Below are 19,885 nucleotides of genomic sequence, written 5' to 3' on the forward strand. Positions count from 1 at the left end.
TTTTCATGGGCGGATGTGACTGGGTTATGATGTGCCCCCGCGCCGAGGGCGGGGACCAATGGTGCCGAGGACAACCAATGTTAATGGATCCAGAGCAGTTTCCAACCGAAACCACCGAATTCTTCCTGAGTGGCCCAAGCGGCCACCTGGAATGCCTGGCTGACGCCCCCGAAGCGGACGCGGCACGTCCGGGCGTGGCCGTGCTGTGCCACCCGCATCCCTTGCACGGCGGCACCATGCGCAACAAGGTGGTGACCATCATGGAACGCAGCCTGCGCGAACTGGGGCTGAAGACCGTGCGCTTCAACTTTCGCGGCACCGGCGACAGCGAGGGCGAGTTCGACGACGGTGAAGGCGAAACCGAAGACCTGCTGGCCGTCGTCGAATGGGCACGCAAGACCTGTCCGGACGACGACCTCTGGCTGGGCGGTTTCTCCTTCGGCGCCTATGTGGCCCTCAAGGCCGCCCAGGATCTGCCGGTGCGCCAGCTGATTTCCATCGCTCCCCCGGTGGAACGCTACGGTTTCGACCAGCTCATGCCGCCCAACTGCCCCTGGCTGGTCGTCCAGGGCGACGAGGACGAGGTGGTCTCGCCCGATGCCGTGTTCAAATGGGCGGAGCCACTCGAGGCCGATGCCAATCTGGTGGTGATGGAGGGCACCGGTCATTTCTTCCATCGTCGACTCATGGATCTGCGCGGGCTGATCAAGAATCACGTTCAGCCCAATCTGCCCTGATCCGACGAGGAAGAAGCCTTGAACGGCGGTGACGCCTCCGGACCCCTACCCCGCTACCGAAAGCTGTGCGAGCGGGAGCAACTAAAGGCCGACCCGGCTCAGCGGCAGATCGTCGAGGCGCTGCAGGCCACCTTCGAGCGTCTCGGGAACAAGCGCGCCAGCCTGGTCGAGCGTTGGCAGAAACGCTATCCGGCCGTACCCGGCATCTACCTGCATGGCCAGGTCGGTCGCGGCAAGACCATGCTCATGGATCTGCTGGCCGAAAGTCTGGCCGAGTCCGGCATCCCGGTGGAGCGGATTCACTTTCACCGCTTCATGGACCAGACCCACGAACGCCTGAAACACCTGCGCGAGAAAGGCGAACCGCTCGTCCGACTGGGCCGCGAGATCGCGGCGCGAACCCGCGTGCTGTGTTTTGATGAATTTCATGTCGGCGATATCGGCGATGCCATGATCCTCGCCGGCCTGCTCGAGACCCTGTTCGAGCGCGGGGTCACGCTGGTGGCCACCAGCAACGCCGCCCCCGACGATCTTTATGCCGGCGGCCTGCAGCGCGAACGCTTCGTGCCGGCCATCGAGGCCATCAAGGCCCATTGCGACGTGATTTGCCTGGACAGCCGCGAAGACTACCGGCTGCGGGAACTGGTGCGCCACCCCACCTACCTGCACCCGGCCGACGAAGCGGCCCGCCGGGAGCTGGCCGGGGAGTTCGAGGCGCTGGCGGCCGGGGAGCGGGTATCAACCGCGCCGCTGGACATTCGGGGTCGAGAACTCCAGCCGCTCAGACGCGCCGGCTCGGTGGTCTGGTTCGACTTTGCCACGCTGTGCCAGGGCCCGCGCGCCAGCGCCGACTATATCGAGCTGTGCAAGCGCTTTGGTACGCTCATCGTTAGCGATGTGGCGCAGATGCAGGAAAACGACAACAACACCGCGCGTCGCTTCATTCACTTGGTCGACGAATGCTATGACCGCTCGGTCAAGCTGATCGTCTCGGCCGCGGTGGCACCCACCGAACTCTACACCGGCAGCAAGCTCACCGCCCCCTTCGAGCGAACCGTCTCACGACTGATCGAAATGCAGAGCCGCGACTACCTGGCGCTGCCTCACCGCCCCTGAAATCCCAACCGGTTCTGGCCGAGAGCCTCAACCCACCTCGACCAGAGTCTCGATGATATGTCGGATGTACTGCTCGAACTCCGGGTTGTCCGGGCCGGGCTCGGGCACCAGGTTCTGGGCCTGCAGGTGCAAGTAGCCCACATACGACGAGTACAGCAGGTTCGCGCGCTGGCGCGCCGAATCACGATTCAGCCCCAGTTCCTCGAATGCGCCGGCCAGGTACTTGATGCGGCGGGCGGTCACGCGCTTGATCACCGGGCCGATGCAAGGATCTTCCGGGGCGGCGCACAGTGCCAGGTAGATGCGGTGAGTCAGGGTCTGCTGGCTGGTTCGCCACACGAACTGGCTCAGGCGCTCGGCCGGCGGCATCTCGGCGGTCAGCGACAGCTTCAGGTGCTGGCGATCCTGGTTTTCCCACCGTTCCAGCGCCGCGGCCAACAACTCGCCGCGACCGGGAAAATGCCAGTAGAAACTGCCCTTGGTGATTTCAAGCCGCCGCGCCAGCGGCTCCACGCCCAGGCCACTGATTCCCTTTTCCGCAATCAACTCCAGCGCGGCCTGCTCCCAGTCCGCCGGTGTGAGCGTGGCGCGTTCGCCGCCATTTCGTGTTGAAGGATTTGAATTCTGCATGATAATCGGGGATGGTACTCCATTCGGGGGCGGAAGCCTTCGGGGCGGCCTTGTATCGGGATCAGAGCGAACCAATATGAGGTCTAGTTGACTAATCCAAAAGGTATAACCATACTCTGCCGTATGGAAGCTGTTCGCAAATTACATGACGATATTCGCCGGCGCCAGATCTGGACCGATGACGGCATTCGCCTGAACCTCCGGTATTATGGCGATGATCGGGCCCCTTGTGTGCTCATGGCCCATGGTTTCGGCCAGACCCAGTATGCCTGGGAAGAAACGGGTCGGCGGCTGGCCGCGGCTGGCTGGCAGGCCGTCAGCTATGATGCCCGTGGCCACGGCGAGAGTGACCGCGCACCCAGCGGAGAATACGACTTCGAGCAGTTCGTCGAAGATTTCCGACGCGTATGCGCTTCTCTGCCCCACCCACCGTTGGTCATCGGGGCATCCATGGGCGGGCTGACCGCCCTGCTGGCGCATTCTGAAAAACCCAAGGTCGATCTCGAGGCACTGGTTCTGGTCGATATCGCCCCGCGCTGGGACGATCGTGGCGTTGACGCCATGATCGCCTTCATGCGACAGAACCCCAAGGGTTTCGCCACGCTCGAGGAGGCCACCGAATCGGTACGCGGCTTTCTGCCGCATCGTCGTCGTGGCGGCAAGAGTGATGGCCTGACCCGCAACCTTCGCCAGGGCTCGGACGGGCGCTGGTACTGGCACTGGGATCCGGCCATGCTGGCCCTGGCCGAGAAAAGTGCCAACCTGCAATCGCGCCTGAAGTCGGCCACCCGCCGGCTCAAGATTCCGACCCTGCTGGTGGCCGGCAGCCAGAGCGAGATGATCGGCGAGGAGCATATCGAGGAGTTCCTCAAGCTGGCCCCCAATGCCGAGAAAGCAACCGTCGCCGACGCAACCCACATGGTGGCCGGTGACAACAATGAACACTTCATGGGTGCCGTGGCCCCGTTTCTGAAGCGCATGGCCTCCCGAGGAGCGCAACAATCATGACCACCGTGCTGTTCCTGCTGGCCCTTCTGGCGGTCGGCCTGGGATGCGCCTATTTCAAGACATCCTTTCTGACCTGGTCCATCGCCACCGCGATCGTGCTGCTGAGCTTTTCCATCGCCGGGCAGCCGGGCTGGATCCTGCTGACGCTGTTCTGGCTGCTGTTCCTGGCAGTCGCCATTCCGCTCAATCACCGCCCCTGGCGACGCGAGTTCATCACCGGGCCCATCCTCAAGGGCTTCGAGAAGATGACACCGCAGATCTCGGAAACCGAGCGCATTGCCCTGGAAGCCGGGACCGTGGGGTTCGAGGGCGAACTGTTTACCGGCAATCCGCGCTGGAACCGCTTCATCAAGAAACCCCTGCATGAACTGAGCACGGACGAACAGGCCTTTCTCGACGGTCCAGTCGAAGAACTGTGCGGCATGATCAACGACTGGGAGTTCTCGCACTACCGCGCCGGGGTGTCCGACGAGGTCTGGGACCACCTGCGCAAGAACAAGTACTTCGGCATGATCATCCCGAAGGAATACGGCGGCCTCGGGTTTTCCGCCGTTGCCCACCGGGCCGTGCTCGAGAAAGTCGGCGGCATGAGTTCACAGGTCGGCTCCATCATCGCCGTACCCAACTCCCTGGGCCCGGCCGAGCTGCTGCTGCATTACGGCACCGATGAACAGAAGGATCACTACCTGCCGCGCCTGGCCACCGGCGAGGAAATCCCGTGTTTCGGCCTGACCAGCACCACCGCTGGCTCCGATGCCACCTCGATTTCCGACTTCGGCATCGTCTGCAAGAAGAAGGTCGACGGCAAGCAGGTGCTGGGTATCAAGCTCAACTTCGAAAAGCGCTACATCACCCTGGCGCCCTGTGCCACCGTGGTCGGTCTGGCCTTCCGCCTGTACGACCCCGACGGCCTGATCGGCGATACCGAAGACATCGGCATTTCCGTGGCGCTGTTGCCCGCCGACACGCCGGGCATGGAGATTGGCCGGCGCCACTTCCCGCTCAACAACCCGTTCCCCAACGGGCCGATCGTTGGCAAGGACGTGTTCGTGCCGCTCGATACCCTGCTCGGTGGCGTCGAGCATGCCGGCAATGGCTGGCGCATGCTGATCGAATCGCTTTCGGTGGGCCGGGCCATTTCACTGCCTTCCTCGACCTCCGGCGGGGCCAAGTCCGCCACCCTGGTCACCGGCGCCTATGCCCGCATCCGCAAGCAATTCAACCTGCCCATCGGCCGCTTCGAAGGCGTCGAGGAAGCCCTGGCGCGCATGGCCGGCCATACCTACGCCATCAGCGCCCTGAGCCGCCAGACCGCATCGGCAGTCGACGACGGCGAGAAACCGGCCGTGCCGGGCGCCATCGCCAAGTACCACTGCACCGAGCAGAGCCGCGACATCATCAAGGACGCCATGGACATCCATGGCGGCAAGGGCATCATTCTCGGGCCGAAGAACTACCTCGGCCGCGCCTGGCAGGGCGCTCCGATCTGGATCACGGTCGAGGGCGCCAACATCCTGACCCGCTCGATGATGATCTTCGGGCAGGGCGCCATCCGCTGCCACCCCTATGTACTCAAGGAGCTCGAAGCCCTCAAGATCGAGGATGATGACGAGCGCCTGAGGGAATTCGACAAGCTGCTGTTTGCCCACATCGGTCATTCGATTTCCAATGCCGTGCGGGCTTTCATCCTGGGCTTGAGCTTTGCCCGTTTTGCCGCCGTGCCCGGCGACCGCCGCACGCGCAAGTACTACCGCAAGCTCAGCCGCTACAGCGCCGCGTTTGCCTACCTGGCCGATATCGCCATGCTCACCTATGGCGGCAAGCTCAAGCAGAAGGAAAAGATTTCCGGTCGCCTGGGTGACGCACTCAGCCAGCTCTACATCTGCTCGGCCATGCTCAGGCGCTTTGAGCACGAGGGCCGCCCGGCTGCCGATCAGCCGATTCTGGCCTGGGCTTTCCACGATGCCATCTTCAAGATCCAGACCGCGCTGCGCGGCGTGATCGACAACTACCCGATGCCCTGGGTGCGCCCGTTCCTGCGCATGATCATCTTCCCGCTGGGTCGCGTCGAGCGGGCACCCAATGACCGCCTGGGTCACAAGGTGGCCTCGCTGCTGCTCTCGCCTTCGGAAACGCGCGACCGCCTCACCCGCGGGGTTTACCGATCGGATGCCGCCGGCCACTGGGTGGGCGTCATGGAAAAACTGCTGCCCGACGTGATCGCCGCCGAGCCACTGGAGCGCAAGATGCTCAAGGCCCAGCGGGCCGAACAGCTCTCCGGGTACACTTCGGACGAGCATATTGCCTCGGCGGTCAACAATCAGGTGCTAACCGATAAGGAAGCCGAATTCCTGGCCTCGGTACGCGAGCGCGTCATGGAAATCATCACCGTTGATGACTTCGAGCTCGAAGAGCTCCAGGCCAGCCTGACCAGCACCGGCGAGAAGATCCGCAACGGCGACCGCAAGGCCGCCTGACCGGATCAACCTGCCCCACCAACAGCGTCTGGCATCTCCTCAACGTCGCCCCGGCCACCGCGCCGGGACCTCACAGGCTCGATCCTGCATCGCCCACCCCCAGTCACCGTCCTACCGGCCGAAGAGCCGGGACCCCGCACGCTCACTGCTGCACGGCCTCCACCAATTGCCGCGCTCCAACCGGCCTGATTGGGTTAACATGGCGGCTTGCTACTTGGGACCACCGAGTCAGCGACTCAAGAAAAAAGCCACGGCATCAGGTGTTTCGGGAAACCGGTGAAAGTCCGGCACTGCCCCCGCAACTGTAATCGGCACGCCCAGGGTGATTCGGCCCGGACATGCGGCTGGTACAACCACTCCGTCGGATGATGGGGGAAGGTCCAGCCGGGATGACACGACTGTTCATCCCCGAAAGTCAGGAGACCGGCCTGAGCCAGATCATGAACCATTCGGGTTGCGGTGGGCGACCGGGGTCGACGTTGCCTGTGCATATCCTGACGGCTTCTCGTGCTCCTTCCACCCTCTCCGACCAGTGCGCGGGTGAGCGCGAGGAGCCAACAACACCATGAAACGAAGTACTTTTGCCGGCCTGGCCGGTTCAGGCCTGCTTTTGACCTCTCTTCATGTCGTTGCCGAGGACGCAGAGCACGACACCGTCGTGGTCACGGCCACACGCAGCGAACAATTGATCGAACAGCCGCTGGCCTCGGTCAGCGTCATCGACCGTGCCGCCATCGAGCGCAGCCAGGCGCCCGACATACTGGAACTGCTGCGCCTGGAAGCCGGTATCGACATGAGCCGCGCCGGGGGTCCAGGTGGTCAGACCAGCACCTTCATGCGCGGCACCAACTCCAACCATGTGCTGGTGCTGATCGACGGCGTGCGTGCCGCCTCGTCGGGCACCGGGTCATTCACCTGGGAAATCCTCGACCCCAGCCACATCGAGCGCATCGAGATCGTTCGTGGTCCGCGCGCGGCGCGCTACGGATCGGACGCCATAGGTGGCGTCATCCAGATCTTCACCCGCCAGCCCGAAGGCACATCGGTGCGTGCAGCCTACGGCCGCTACAACGACCGGGCGCTGTCAGCCTCATGGGGCAGCGAAGCCTTCGGCATGAGTCTTGCGGGACGCCGGGTTGACGGGTTTTCGGCACAGAACGAGCGCGGCTTTGCCTTCGATCCGGATGATGACGGGTTCGAGAATCTCAGCCTGAACCTGCGTGGCAGCAATGACCTGGGGCCGGGCCAGTTGAGCTGGAGTGCGCGCGCCAGCGACGGCGAAATCGAGTTCGACCAGGGTGAGTCGGACTTTCTCAACTACGCCATCCAGACCGAATATCGGCACGATGGCAACGGCCCCTGGCAATGGCAGGGCCAAGTCGCCATGTACCGCGACCGGCTGGATACCGAAACGCCATTCGGGTTTTCCGAGGCAGTGACGCGGCGAGTCCAGGCCGGCGTGCAGGCCGAGCGCCTGATCGAGGAATACACCCTCTGGCTGATCGGCCTGGACAGTTGGCGAGAATCCGGCGTTAGCCGCAACAGCTGGGCCGAGAACCGCTATAACGTGGGTGCCTGGACCGGACTGCATGCCCATCGCGACCGTACCGACTGGGAGGCCAGTCTGCGTGTTGATGAAGACGAACAGTTCGGCAGCGCCGTGACCGGCAATCTGGCCGGTGGCTGGCGGCCCAGCGACGCCGTGCGGCTGTATGCCAGTGCCGGACGCGGCTTCCGCGCCCCCAACTTCAACCAGCTTTACTCTCCCGGATCAGGAGGCCTGTTCGCCGGCAATCCCGAACTGGACCCGGAGTCGTCCTGGACCTACGAGGTCGGCAGTGAGATCCGGCCCACAGACGGCCAGACGGTGACACTCAACCTGTTCGAAACCCGCATCGACGACCTGATCGACTTCAGCGGCCCGGAATTTCAGGCCGTCAACGTCGATCGGGCACGTATCCGGGGCGTGGAGCTGCGGCACCAGCTCAGCCTGGATGCCTGGCGCACAGAGGCGAGCTACACCTGGCAGGACCCGGAAGACCGCGACACCGGTCAGCAATTGCTGCGACGTGCCGAACACAAGGCTGCCGTGTCAGTCGACCGCCTGCTCGCGACCGGAGGCTGGCTGGGTGGAGAAATCGTCCATACCGGTGAACGGCTGGATGTCGGCGCCGAGCGTCTGCCTTCGCATACCCTGGTCAACCTGCGTGCCGGCTACCCGCTGGGCAGCGGTTTCCAGGTCGAAGGCCGTCTGGAAAACGTGACCGACAAGAACTACGAGCCGCTGTTCGGCTTCAATGCCCATGGCCGCAGCCTGTTTATGGCCTTGCGCTGGGAAGGATAAACACAATGCCCGGATCGGGGCTCGCCTCCGATCCGGGCTATTGCCCGCCTACTCTTCGAAACGACTGTGGAAGATCATGTCGGGAAGCTCAATCGGCGGATTGCCAAGCAGGTACGGATAGCCATCATTGATCTCCGGGTCGATGGCCCAGACATCATCGAAATCCCACGGTGAGTCCAGACCGTCAGTGTCGGTATCGGTAAAGGTTTCAATTTTGGTCAGCTCGCTGGTTGTCTTCGCCGTTGCGTCAAACTCGCCTGACAAACCTGACGCCTGCTCGTCCCAGAAGCTGCTCTCAGGAGGCACTTCATTGCTATTGCGACCGATCAGCCCAGCCACCTCATCTTCGCCATCAATCTGGGTGGCAACATAGACATTCTGCAGGCTCCCGGAAGATGTCTGCTCACCAACAGCACCACCGACCTGCTCAACACCCGCAACGCTTCCGAGCATGTAACTGTCAACAACCTGACTTCTCGCGCGACCACTCAGTCCACCAACCTGGTCATTTCCAGAGATATCACCCACAACATGACTGCGAAGAATCCAGGCGTCCTCATTGGTACTTCCGACCAGCCCGCCAACCAGTGATTCGGCATTCACCTGACCGTAGAATCGGCTGTCACTGAGTTCAAGCGGATTCTCGTCCGGGCTGGAGTCGAGGCCACCGATGATTCCACCGACAGTGCCGGCACCATCAACATCGCATTCACATTGCATGAATCGGGCCGAGCCGCGCAGATTGCCAATCACGCCGCCAACGAAGTTATTGCCGCTTACCGTGCCCGTTACCCACACGTTCTCGATATTGCTGATCACAATCTGGTCATCGAACTGCTGTCGGTTGGCCCATGCAACCAGGGCTCCGACCTCGGCAGATCCATGCACACTGACCCGCCTGAGCCCAAGATTGGAGATGGTCGACGCACTCACGTATCCGAAAAGACCAACATAGAACGCATCGTCATTGTCAATAAAGAGGTTGGAAATCGTGTATCCACCGCCATCGTAGTGAATGAAAAAGTCACTGATACTTGCGTTGATCGGCTGCCAACCATCGCCTTCATTCCAGGGCGCCACATTCAAGTCGATATCATTAATCTGCTGGAAGTAGTGGTCATCGGGACAGTGCCTGATGTGGTCGAGTTGCTCAGGGGTAGAGATTTGCCATGGATCACTACTGGTGCCGTCACCACCGGCGAACATGGACGAATCACAGTCAGCCAGCACGATGTGGCTGATCGAAAAGGTTAGGATCAACAATGTCGCTTTGAGCATGGTCTCCCTCGTCATTGAATTCCGGACGATCATTCACCTGACATCCCCAAAGCTCGCTGACACGCACCCCAAAGCGTGATGCTAGGCACAAATCACCTGACATCGTTAGAACTGGAACGACCGCACAATGGACTGAGGCGACAACGGTATGGATAATCGTGGGCTGGCAAGAAATGGACGAGGCCATGTCGATAAAGCCATCGCCGGAGATCGGAGAGTCCACAGGCAACGTGCTCAAATGGTCAACCTTGCACTCCGATCCTGCCGACTGCCCCCTGAATCAATGGCAGCGCCGATTGAGCGAACTGATACTGCCCATTCGTGCGCGCGTAGAAAACCCCGGGGACAGGGCCGGGTTCAGGGCCAGCTTTCGCCTGGGCGAGTTTGGCGATGGTGCTTTTCTGGCCGTAAGCGGAATGGCGCAATGGCTGGAGCGAGAGGCCGGCGAGATCAGCAGCAGTCCGGGTCAATGGCTATTTGCCAGCACCATGGTGTCTGGCCATGGCTGGCTGCATGCCAACGGCACACGTCTGAGAATCGATGAGGGTCAGACCAGCTTTGTCGACTCGACCCAGCCGTTTTCACTGGAGTTCGATCAGGAGTTCGAATTTGTATCCGCCATGCTGCCCCGCGCCGACCTGCTCGACCTGAAAGCGCTCACCCCATTGGCTCACGGCACCCAGGTACCGCCTCCGGGCGGTGCGGCACTGCACGGTTTTCTCGCCGCCCTGACCGACGACGACTCGACCGATCCCTCACGCCTCTACGACCAGTTCATCGGCCTGGTGATCTCGGCCATAGAACCCACCGGCCCAGGCAGCGACTCAGACCGCCTGCTGCCGCGCATTCATGCTTTTCTGCTCCACTCGCTGTCGCGCCCCGATCTCAATACGTCGGTGGTCGCCAACCGATTCGGACTGTCCATTCGCCAGGTGCAGCGCCTGTTTCAGGCTCAGGGAACCACCGTACCACTGTGGATAAGGGAGCAGCGCCTGCGCTGTTGCGCACGCGACCTCGTCAGTCCGGACCTGCAGGAGTCGAGCATCGGCGACATCGCACTGCGCCACGGCTTTACCGACATGTCGTATTTCACACGGAGTTTCAATGAGCACTACGGAACCACACCCGGGACCTGGCGCGCCCGTCACTCGAAACCGACCAACGGCAGTTCGAAGCGGTCCCGGAACAGCCCCTCATCAACCCGGAACACCTGATTCAGGGTGACCTGTTGCTGGACCAGGTCGGCACTGGAAATGGCACCGTCCCGATCCACATCGATCCTCAACGCCACCCACAGATCGTACAGGCCATTCGGCAGGTTGGCTGGCAGTGAAAACGATCTCTCCACGGTCGAAACGCCGGACGGCAGTGCAACCAGCCGGTCGTTGTCAGGGTCATCGATGAAATCATCACCGGGTCGGCGAACGCTGGCCCCGATCAGCACCGCCGCGTGCGGTTCGGATGCAAGATTGCGGACGTCGAGCTCAATGGTGAAAGCCTCACCCGGCTGCACGCTCGCGGGCACCACCCTGACCTCGTCGATCACGAACACCTGAGAAATGGTCGCAGTACGCAAGCCACTGCCCTCACCATCCGCGTTGTAGTAATGGTCCAGTTGCCGTTTCCAGTTCTTCGGCTCATCCTCCAGCGTCCAGAACTGATTGCCCCACTGACTCATGCCACGGCCGTGGCCGAAGCAGCTATCGCCAACACTGGGCGGATCAGCCAGACACGACCAGTCGGTCGATGGTGATCCGGCATAACCGTCACCACATGCGCACTGTCCACTGTCAGCATCACAATCAACGTTCGAGCAGGCACGCGGACCCAGCAGATTATTGTTCTGTGCCGAATACTCCGAGCGAAACACACTGCCTTCCCGTACCAGCATTAATCCGGCGGTGCTTGCGACCGCCTGATCCGTGCCGGACTGGGTTTCGTCGTTGTTGACCTGACAGCAGGCATTGGAGCAGATGTCCCACTCCCCTTCCGGCAATGGATTGAATGCATGCCAGGCGCCGAAGCTGCGGTAGGCCACCGCACCGGCAGCCAGCGCATCGGCATTCCAGGAACCAAACCACTCGTTGGGCACACCGCGCCGGGTATAGGTTTCGAGCGAAAACACACAGCTGTGCTGACAGGCATTGAGGCAGCCTGGCCGACCGCAGGTTTCGCTGCAGGCCGCATCGGCAAAGCCGACGACGACACTGGCCGGTGGCTGGTCACCACCCGACTCGCGCTGCACCTGCCGGGAGTCGTCCACCGTAGTCGGCTCCGGGGTAATGGACGGATCGGCATGAGCGCGATGGGCAGAAGCGGTATGCAAGGCACCGAGTGGCACCTGCATCTCGAGCGCACCGGCACCCGCCAGAATCTCGTCCCGTCGCCAGTCGGGAAAGTCGGGATGCGACACCTGCATGGCGAAAGATTCAGGCCGATGCTCCCGAATCGCCGGTGGCCGTACCTCCAACTCGAAATAGCCATTGGCATCGCTGAAGGTTGTTGCCGCATCGTGACTGGTCTCCACCCGCGCACCCGGCACGGGTTCGAAATCTTGCCGGTCATGAACCCAGCCGGAAATCAGCAACCGCCCGGCCTCTCTGGGCCGGGGCGCAACCGGATGGTCCACCGGGTCGAGCATCAGGGTCCAGCCCGACCCACGGCCCGCGCCGCGCAGGACGGCATGAAGCGGATGGTAGCCTTCCACCTCGGCGCGTACCGCCGTCACCCCGTCGACCGGCAACACACCGCGGCCATGCACCTGAACCTGTCCAACGGCCCGGGGTTCATCCAACAACGCATCAATGACCCCGGCCAAAGGCTCAACCGACACCTCGACGGGCCGGTAAAACACGTCACCCTGAAGCGCCAGGCCCGTTCGGACATCACGCAGGATCAGATCGGCCTCGACCGCCCAGACAGGCCAGGCGGTTACCACCAACATGGAGAAAAGCAGGATGCGATTGACCACGGAATTCCCGGCAACGAGTAGCCCGGGGTTGCATCCCCGGGTCACCACTTCAGAACATGCCCGTTTCCAGGCGGGCCTCTTCGCTCATCATGTGCTGGTTCCAGGGGGGGTCGAAGACCATCTCGACGTCGACACGCTCGATGGTGGGGATGCGCAGCAGGCGTTCGCGCACGTCGGCGACGAGGAAGTCGCCCATGCCGCAGCCCGGGGCGGTGAGTGTCATTTCGACGTGGACGTGGCGGCTGCCGTCGTCCTGTTTTTCTATCTTGCACTCGTAGATCAGGCCCAGGGCGACGATGTTGATCGGGATCTCGGGGTCGTAGACGGTTTTCATCTGCTCCCAGACGAGTTCCTCAACGTCCTGGTCACTGGCGTTTTCCGGCAGCTCCGGCACCGGCGGCGGTTCCTTGCCGATGGCGTCGGCATCATTGCCCGATAGGCGGAACAGGCGGCCGTCGACGTAGATGGTGTAGGTGCCACCCAGCGACTGGGTGATGTAGCCGACGGTGCCGGCCGGCAGCTCGACTTCGGCGCCCTCGGGCACCATGACCGCCTCGCAGTCGCGTTCGAATTTGACCGGGGTGTAGGAGTTGCCGAACATGCGGCCCTCAATACAGGATTGATTCGGTCCCTATTATATCGGGATGGGGGGATGGCAGTGCAAGGATCAAGGCGAAAGGCTCGTTCCTTTCACCTTTCGCCTTTCACCTGTTACCTGCCTTTTAGAGCCCCAACGCCCGTTCGGCCGCCTGGCGGGTGAGCGGGTGGTAACCGGGGCGGGCGCGCTCGTAGACTTCGATGGCCCATTCGTGGCCCCATTCGCTTTCGGCCAGGGCCGCGTAGAGGGGGCGGGTGAACTTGTTGCGGCCGACTTCGAGCAGGAAGTCTTCCAGCCGGGCGATGGCCGGTTCGTACTCGTTTTCGACCGCGAGCATCAGCCACAGGAAAAGGATCTCGTAGTTCTGCTCATCGGTCAGCTCGAAGCGCTCGTCCATGGCCACCATGGTATCGGTGTCGATCTCGCCTTCCAGGCTGATCAGGAAATGGCGCCACTGGTGCACCGACCAGTCGTCGGCCGGCAGGTCTTCCAGTGCCTTGTCCCCGACCAGCCAGGCTTCACGACTCTCGTCAACAAGCTCGAAGGCATCGGACTCCGGCGCGATGGCGAATTCCGGCATGCCGGGCTCGTAGAGCCATTCGTCGAGTTGTTCCATGGTCACATTGCCCGGATGGGCTTCGACCAGGTGTTCGCGGGCGTAGTCGCGAAAGTCCTCGGTGGTGATGGACTGGAAGGCGAAGTGGTCGAAGTATTCGCGCAGGAAGGCGTCGAAGGTCTCGCGGCCGAATTCGTGTTCCAGCCAGTCGAGGAAGAAACGGCCCATGTCATAGGGCACGCGCATGAAGGCCTGCTCGGGGTCGCGGTCGGACAGGTCGCGCACCAGTTGCCGGTCGCGCGGGTCGGCCTCGGCGACCACGTCCTGGAGCCCGTCCCAGGCCAGCTTGGCGAGCTGGTCGCGGATTTCCTCGCCGTAGAGTGCTTCCATGATGCGCGCCTCGAAGTAGACGGTAAAACCCTCGTTGAGCCACAGGTCGCGCCAGGCGGCATTGGTGACCAGGTTGCCCGACCAGGAGTGGGCCAGTTCGTGTGCGACCAAGGACAACAGACTGCGATCGCCGGCAATGATGGTGGGCGTGACATACGACAGGCGCGGATTCTCCATGCCACCGAAGGGGAAGCTCGGCGGCAGCACCAGCAGGTCGTATCGGCCCCAGCGGTACTCGCCGTAGAGTTCCTCGCCGATGTCGATCATTTCTTCAAGCTGAACGAACTCGTCGGCCGCAGCCTCGATCCACTGCGGTTCGGCGTAGACGCCCGAACGCGGTCCGGTCTCGGCAAAGACCAGATCGCCGATGGCAATCGCCATCAGGTAGGACGGAATGGCTTCAGGCATGTGGAAGCTGTACTCGCCGGTGTCGTTGCGCTCGAAGGCGTTGCCGTCGGCGCCCATGACCACCATCAGATCGCGCGGGCCGCGCACGGTGGCATCGAAGGTGTAGCGCACCGCCGGCGTGTCCTGCAGAGGCACCCAGGTACGGGCGTAATGCGGCTGGCTTTGCGAGAACATGAACGGTTTGCCCGAGGAGGTCTGTTCCTCGTTGAGCCATTGCAGGCCGAAGGCATCCGGCGAGCTGGCATAGTCGATGCGCACCGCCTCGATACCCTGCGGCAGCACGATGATCAGCGGCTGGCCGAGATGACCATGATCCTCGCCCAGGCGCCAGGACACCGGCAGGTATTCGCCGTCGGGCTGAACTGCATTGACGTCGCGAATGTCGAGATCGCGGGTGTCGAGCACCAGTCGCGGGTGGCTGGCCTCGGGGCGTTCAAGGTCCAGCACGACATGCCCCGACAGCGTGCGGGCATTCATGTCGGCGTCCAGGTCCATCGTCATGTGGGTGACATGGACCTTTTCGTACTCGGCGAAGCTGTGCGGGTCGGTGCCGGTTTCCACGCGGACCTCGGCGGTCGGCTCCCGGGGCTCGGTCGGCTCCGGCGGCGCGGGCGGCTCTTCGGGCTGGCAGGCGGCCAGCAGGATGGCAGCGGCAGTCAGTGAAACAAGGCGCGTAATCGGGTTCATCGATTCTCAATCCATCGGGTTCTGGTAATCTTTCCAATCATCGCACAACTGGAAGTGGAGACCACAGTCATGAAGCTCTTGCGAAACCTCGCCCTGGTGGCAGCTGCCTTGACCTTTGTTGTAGCCCAGCCCGTTCTGGCCGATGACTGGCTGACCAATGCCGACGAGGACACGCGTGCCGAGCGACTGAGCAGTTACCTGGGCGGCTTCAGTGGTGCGATGTGGGAAGTCGGCAATCGCTGGGAACGCATGGCACAGGCCATTCGCGACGACAACTTCGAGCTCGCCCACTATCACTGGGACAAGATCGGCAGCGCCATTCGCGGTGGCTACATGAAACGCCCCGCCCGCCAGGCCAATGCCGACGCCCTGTTTCTCGACGGCATCTGGAAGAATTACCTGGAAACGCTGGAATCCGGCGATGGCGAGGCCATCCGCAAGCAGTTCGGCCAGGCCCGCGATGCCTGCATGGCTTGCCACGTGGCCGAGGACGTGCCATTCATGAACGACCAGCCGATGTTTACCGAGCAGGAAGTGGAATAGCCCGCTGAAGGCATCGGAAAACGCTTATGGCTCGGGCCGGCGCTGGTGCCGACGATACGCGTAGCCGGCTACAAGGCGTCGTCGCCTTCCTCGCCGGTGCGAATGCGCACCGCTCGCTCGACGTCGGTAACAAAGATTTTGCCGTCGCCGATACGCCCCGACGAGGCAGTCTCGACAATGGTCTCAACCACCCGCTCGGCATCGTCATCGGGAACGGCAATCTCGAGCTTGAGCTTGGGCAGGAAATCAACCACGTACTCCGCACCACGGTAAAGCTCCGTATGCCCCTTCTGGCGACCGAAGCCCTTGACCTCGGATACCGTCATGCCGGTCACACCAACCTCGCCGAGCGCATCGCGCACGTCATCGAGCTTGAAGGGTTTGATGATCGCCGTAATCAGTTTCATGGATTCACTCACCGGAACATTACAACCGCAGATGAACGCAGATTAACGCAGATGCAAATGAAAATTGGCAGAAATCACGGATTACGACGTTCCTGAATTCATGCCCATCTGCGCTGATCTGCGATAATCTGGGGCTTGACGACATTGACGACCCGACCATGCGCCCCGACTTCCAGACCATCGACGACATCACCCGCAAGCTGGCCGCCGCCGTGCCCGAGGAGCTGAAGACCGCGCGCGCCGAGCTGCATGAACAGTTCCGCGCCATCCTCGAGACCACCTTCAACCGCATGGACCTGGTCACGCGCGAGGAATTCGAAATTCAGAAGAAGGTGCTGGCGCGCACCCGTGAGAAACTGGAAGCGATAGAGGCGCAACTTGACGGGGAGGACGGCAAAGACCCCGAGTAAGCAGCCATCTCATGGCCTCTTGCCGTCTGCGGTCTTACGTCTTCCGCCTGTCCACTCTTTTCCTGCCGGCAATCAATACCGCTGCAACGATCACGGCTGCACCGACCGTCAGCCGCAGCCAATCCACATCCCGATCCCAGATCATCACGTTGACCAGGATGCCGGCGGGAATGAGCATGTTGTTCATCGCCGCGAGCTGGCCGGTGTTGACGCGCTTGGCGCCCAGGTTCCAGCCCAGGTAGCCCAGCCCCGAAGCGCCCAGGCCCAGCCACAGCAACACACCCCATTGCACACCGGTGGCTGGCATGTTCGCGAAGTCGGCATACAGCGCCATGCCCAGCCCGGACACCAGTGCCGCGCCGAGAAAGAACAGGCCGAACACGTGCACCTGCTCGAGTTCACCGCCCAGGTCCAGGCGCTTGTAAGCCACCTGCCCGGCGGCAAAGCACAGGTTGGCGGCCTGCACCAGCAAGAACCCGGTCACGAAGCTGTCGCTCAACTCCCCGTAGCGAATGATCGCCGCACCCGCCACGGCCAGCGCTGCCCCGAGCCAGAAGCGACCCGGCAGGCGCCGGCGACCGATCATCACCTCGTCGATCAGTGTGACGTAGAGCGGGGTGAAGATGGTGAACAGCAACAATTCCGGAACGCTCAGGTACGCGTAGGAGTGGAACAGAAACAGGTACATCAGCCCGATCTGCACCGCACCGATGGCCATCAGCGACAGTGCCGGGCGCAGGCTGACATGCACGCGCAGCAACAGCGGCGCAAACAACAGCGCGGCAAGGGTCACTCGAAGAAAGACCGAGATGTAGTCGTCTACCTGCCCGGACAGGTAGACCCCGATCAGCGAGAAGCTGAACGCCCAGCCCAGCGTGACCAGCCACAGCAGGATCACGGCGCGAATACCGACTCGACGGCGGCACGGAAGGCCGCCGGCGAGCAGTCGCGCTCGACCGCTTCACGACCACGCTGGCGGACGGCCGCCCACAGCGTCTCGTCCTCGTGCAGGGCATGGCAATGCCCGGCAAAGTCGTGCGCATCGTCGGCGGCCAGCAGCTCCCGGCCATGCCGCCAGCCCAGTTGCCGTGCCAGCAACGAGGTCGTGACGCACGGCAGGCCGAAAGCGGCCGCCTCGTGCACCTTGTGTGGAATGCCGGCGGCAAAGCGCGTCGGGGCGATGAATACGCGCGCCCGATCGAACACCGGCTCGAGGTCATCCAGTCGTCCGGTGAACGTCACGCCATCGCGCTCGAGGCGGTGACGGATATCTGCACTGCAGTCACCGACCACGGTCAGCTCGACCGGATCGGCCTGACCGGCGGCCAGCAACGGCAGGATGTCCTCGACAAACCAGACCAGCGAGTCGACGTTGGGCGAATCGGCATCGCCTAAGGCCCCGACAAACAGGTAGCCGCTGCGATGATCGAAGCTGGCGAGCGTAAGGTCATGGTCGAGCGCGTGACCGATCACCGAGACGTGTTCGCAGCCAGCCTCGCGAAACAGCCCGGCCTCGTGTTCGGACACGGCAATGACCTGGTCGGCCTGGCCGGCCAGAGCCAGTTCGGCCTGGAGCATCGATGCACGCCGCCGGGGCGACAGCGTCTTGCCGGCCAGTTCCAGGGCCAGCATCTCGCGGCTGGCGGTGACCGCCTCGGCGTCGTAGACCAGCTCGAACTCGCGCAGACGCTTGCGAATGCGAGCGATGGCATCGCCGGCAAACTGCATGTTGTGCGAGCGGCTCACGACGATGCGCGAATAGACATCGTGGCGTGAGAGCAGGAACGATTGCAGATCCAGCCGCCCGCCCGGCCGCATCACTTCCACTTCTTCGGGGAGCGTCGCGCGGATATCGGCCCAGGATTCACTCGCCGGCCACATTGGATAGAAGGTGACTTCGAACCCCAGCGCCACCAGCTCATGCACCATTTGCCGACAGCGCGGATAGCCGGTGCCAAGGCTGGCATGCGGGACCCGGTCGTCGATGTAGAGCAGGCGCGGCCGGTCAGGACGGCTGCGCGCCAGCGGTCTTGTTGCCCGGTCACGTACGGGCTGTCCGGACAGGAATGCGTCATGGCGCTCGGAAAAGACCCGGCGATGCTCGGCCTGCAGGCGGGCGGCTGCCTCGAAATTGGACGAACTGCCGAACTCGTAGTGCAGTACCACCGCACCGGGCTCGTAGACATTGCGATAGCCGGCAAGCAGCAGGCGCACGCAGTAGTCGGCATCTTCGTAATAGGCCGGCGAGTAGCGGGCATCCAGCCCACCCAGCGATTCGAACAAGGCTCGCCGGGTCATCAGAAACACGCCGGAGCAATAGTCGACCTCGCGCCGGAACATGAACTCGCAAGCCGAGGGATGACCATCACGACCGTAGCCCTCGCAGGTGCCGTCGGCGTAGATGATGGACCCGGCCTCCTGCAACCGGCCGTCGAGCTGCACCACGCGCGCGCCGACACTGCCGCTGACCTCGTCACCGGCAAGCTGGGCATGAGCCCGCGCCATGGCACCGGGCAGCAGCACGGCATCGTTGTTGAGCAGCAGCAGATGCTCGCCCTTCGCCCGGGCCGCGGCCTGATTGACCGCCTCGACGAAACCGGCGTTGTGATCGTTGCGAATGATCTCAACGCCGTCCAGGCGCTTCAGCAATTCGCCGGTGCGATCAGACGAAGCGTTGTCGACCACGATCAACTCGAAAGGGACACCCTGCTGTTGAAGCGAGCGCAGGCACTGCAGGGTCAGTGCGGCCTGGTTGTAGAGCACCAGCAGCACGGACACCATCGGCTGATCGGGCCGATCGAACGACAGGCGCGCCGTTCCCGAAAGAAATTCTTCCAACGCCGGCTCGGCCAATGCCCGGAAGGCTTCGCGTTGCCGGCTTGCCGCCGGCTGCGGCGCGGCAACCGGCCGGCGCAACAGGCGCCGGGCCATCAACCAGGCGCGCATTCCCCAGCGATGCGAAGTCAGCCAGCGTCCTGCACGCTGGCGCAGGGCCACCAGTCGCGAAACGGACGCGCCTGCATGGCCTTCCCTCTCCGTCTCCACGGACGTGCCCGCATCGTCGGACAACGCGGCACGCATGTCGTTCAGCAGTCGATCGAGCTGCTGCTGCGACGAGAGACCGCCGGCACTGGCAGGCGGCTGCCCTGATGAATCCGTTTCCGACATGCCGTACTCGGCCTCTGCGTGAAACGCCATGAATGGCGGGAAGGCCGGGATATCAGTCCCCGACACGAATGGTGGCGATTCTGCCACAGTGCGGCCAGTCCGGCCGATTCGATGTTCTGGGGGGTGTCGTCACCAACAGACGCCTTCCAATGCCAGA

Annotated in this window: 16 protein-coding genes and 1 riboswitch; of the genes, 8 read left to right on the forward strand and 8 right to left on the reverse strand. The window is 62.8% G+C overall.

Translation table 11 applies throughout. From position 1 onward, the window contains the following. The first annotated feature begins 77 nt into the window (after window positions 1-77). Both IC757_RS14480 and zapE read left to right on the forward strand, forming a co-directional pair. On the forward strand, window positions 78-737 hold the full coding sequence (locus IC757_RS14480) for an alpha/beta hydrolase (protein ID WP_223846149.1): 660 nt from the start codon (window positions 78-80) through the stop codon (window positions 735-737). Between the two features lie 18 nt (window positions 738-755). Further along, complete coding sequence (zapE, locus tag IC757_RS14485; protein WP_190974994.1) at window positions 756-1,853, forward strand: cell division protein ZapE; 1,098 nt, start codon at window positions 756-758, stop codon at window positions 1,851-1,853. A 27-nt stretch (window positions 1,854-1,880) separates the two neighbouring features. Here the strand turns inward: zapE and IC757_RS14490 are convergent, their stop codons facing one another. Further along, window positions 1,881-2,483, reverse strand: a complete 603-nt coding sequence (locus IC757_RS14490) for a TetR/AcrR family transcriptional regulator (RefSeq protein ID WP_190974995.1) — start codon at window positions 2,481-2,483, stop codon at window positions 1,881-1,883. 123 nt (window positions 2,484-2,606) lie between these two features. On the opposite strand from IC757_RS14490, the gene IC757_RS14495 reads away from it, so the two are divergent. From IC757_RS14495 to IC757_RS14505, 3 genes are all read left to right on the forward strand, one after another. Continuing rightward, the gene (locus IC757_RS14495) at window positions 2,607-3,491 is read left to right on the forward strand and encodes an alpha/beta fold hydrolase (RefSeq protein ID WP_190974996.1); all 885 of its coding nucleotides are present in this window, start codon (window positions 2,607-2,609) and stop codon (window positions 3,489-3,491) included. Then, window positions 3,488-5,968 (forward strand): acyl-CoA dehydrogenase, encoded by a 2,481-nt coding sequence (locus IC757_RS14500; RefSeq protein ID WP_190974997.1) that lies wholly within the window; start codon window positions 3,488-3,490, stop codon window positions 5,966-5,968. The genes IC757_RS14495 and IC757_RS14500 overlap by 4 nt, the downstream gene beginning before the upstream one ends. Window positions 5,969-6,209: 241 nt before the next feature. Continuing rightward, window positions 6,210-6,415, forward strand: a riboswitch (cobalamin riboswitch). A 118-nt stretch (window positions 6,416-6,533) separates the two neighbouring features. Then, window positions 6,534-8,312 carry a TonB-dependent receptor domain-containing protein gene (locus tag IC757_RS14505; protein ID WP_190974998.1) on the forward strand — a complete coding sequence of 593 codons (1,779 nt, stop codon included), beginning with the start codon at window positions 6,534-6,536 and terminating at the stop codon, window positions 8,310-8,312. A 48-nt stretch (window positions 8,313-8,360) separates the two neighbouring features. Here IC757_RS14505 and IC757_RS14510 read toward each other — a convergent pair whose 3' ends face one another. Beyond that, window positions 8,361-9,590: a hypothetical protein gene (locus tag IC757_RS14510; RefSeq protein WP_190974999.1), complete on the reverse strand. Its 1,230-nt coding sequence runs from the start codon at window positions 9,588-9,590 to the stop codon at window positions 8,361-8,363. A 185-nt stretch (window positions 9,591-9,775) separates the two neighbouring features. Between IC757_RS14510 and IC757_RS14515 the strand changes: the two genes are divergently transcribed. Next, window positions 9,776-10,804: a helix-turn-helix domain-containing protein gene (locus IC757_RS14515; protein WP_190975000.1), complete on the forward strand. Its 1,029-nt coding sequence runs from the start codon at window positions 9,776-9,778 to the stop codon at window positions 10,802-10,804. Here the strand turns inward: IC757_RS14515 and IC757_RS14520 are convergent. From IC757_RS14520 to IC757_RS14530, 3 genes are all read right to left on the reverse strand, one after another. Beyond that, entirely contained in the window at window positions 10,735-12,534 is a 1,800-nt protein-coding gene (locus IC757_RS14520; RefSeq protein WP_190975001.1) for a carboxypeptidase-like regulatory domain-containing protein, read from the reverse strand. The two genes, IC757_RS14515 and IC757_RS14520, sit on opposite strands and share 70 nt — an antisense overlap. Window positions 12,535-12,610: 76 nt before the next feature. Next, window positions 12,611-13,162, reverse strand: coding sequence for a putative Fe-S cluster assembly protein SufT (gene sufT / locus IC757_RS14525; RefSeq protein WP_190975002.1), 552 nt, complete (start codon window positions 13,160-13,162; stop codon window positions 12,611-12,613). A gap of 121 nt (window positions 13,163-13,283) precedes the next feature. Continuing rightward, a complete protein-coding gene (locus tag IC757_RS14530; protein ID WP_190975003.1) occupies window positions 13,284-15,200 on the reverse strand; it encodes a M1 family metallopeptidase in 1,917 nt (638 codons plus the stop codon). Window positions 15,201-15,269: 69 nt separating this feature from the next. Between IC757_RS14530 and IC757_RS14535 the strand changes: the two genes are divergently transcribed. Continuing rightward, entirely contained in the window at window positions 15,270-15,743 is a 474-nt protein-coding gene (locus tag IC757_RS14535) for a hypothetical protein (RefSeq protein ID WP_190975004.1), read from the forward strand. A gap of 68 nt (window positions 15,744-15,811) precedes the next feature. On the opposite strand, the gene IC757_RS14540 is transcribed toward IC757_RS14535, so the two are convergent. Continuing rightward, entirely contained in the window at window positions 15,812-16,150 is a 339-nt protein-coding gene (locus IC757_RS14540; protein ID WP_164228770.1) for a P-II family nitrogen regulator, read from the reverse strand. A gap of 158 nt (window positions 16,151-16,308) precedes the next feature. Here IC757_RS14540 and IC757_RS14545 point away from each other — a divergent pair, with 158 nt between their 5' ends. After that, window positions 16,309-16,560: an accessory factor UbiK family protein gene (locus tag IC757_RS14545; protein WP_190975005.1), complete on the forward strand. Its 252-nt coding sequence runs from the start codon at window positions 16,309-16,311 to the stop codon at window positions 16,558-16,560. A 34-nt stretch (window positions 16,561-16,594) separates the two neighbouring features. On the opposite strand, the gene IC757_RS14550 is transcribed toward IC757_RS14545, so the two are convergent. Further along, window positions 16,595-17,458 (reverse strand): EamA family transporter, encoded by an 864-nt coding sequence (locus tag IC757_RS14550; RefSeq protein WP_190975006.1) that lies wholly within the window; start codon window positions 17,456-17,458, stop codon window positions 16,595-16,597. Next, window positions 17,455-19,794, reverse strand: coding sequence for a glycosyltransferase (locus IC757_RS14555; protein ID WP_190975007.1), 2,340 nt, complete (start codon window positions 19,792-19,794; stop codon window positions 17,455-17,457). Before IC757_RS14555 ends, IC757_RS14550 begins: the two co-directional genes overlap by 4 nt. Between the last annotated feature and the right edge of the window lie 91 nt (window positions 19,795-19,885).

This window comes from Wenzhouxiangella sp. AB-CW3 (assembly GCF_014725735.1).
Lineage (GTDB): Bacteria > Pseudomonadota > Gammaproteobacteria > Xanthomonadales > Wenzhouxiangellaceae > Wenzhouxiangella.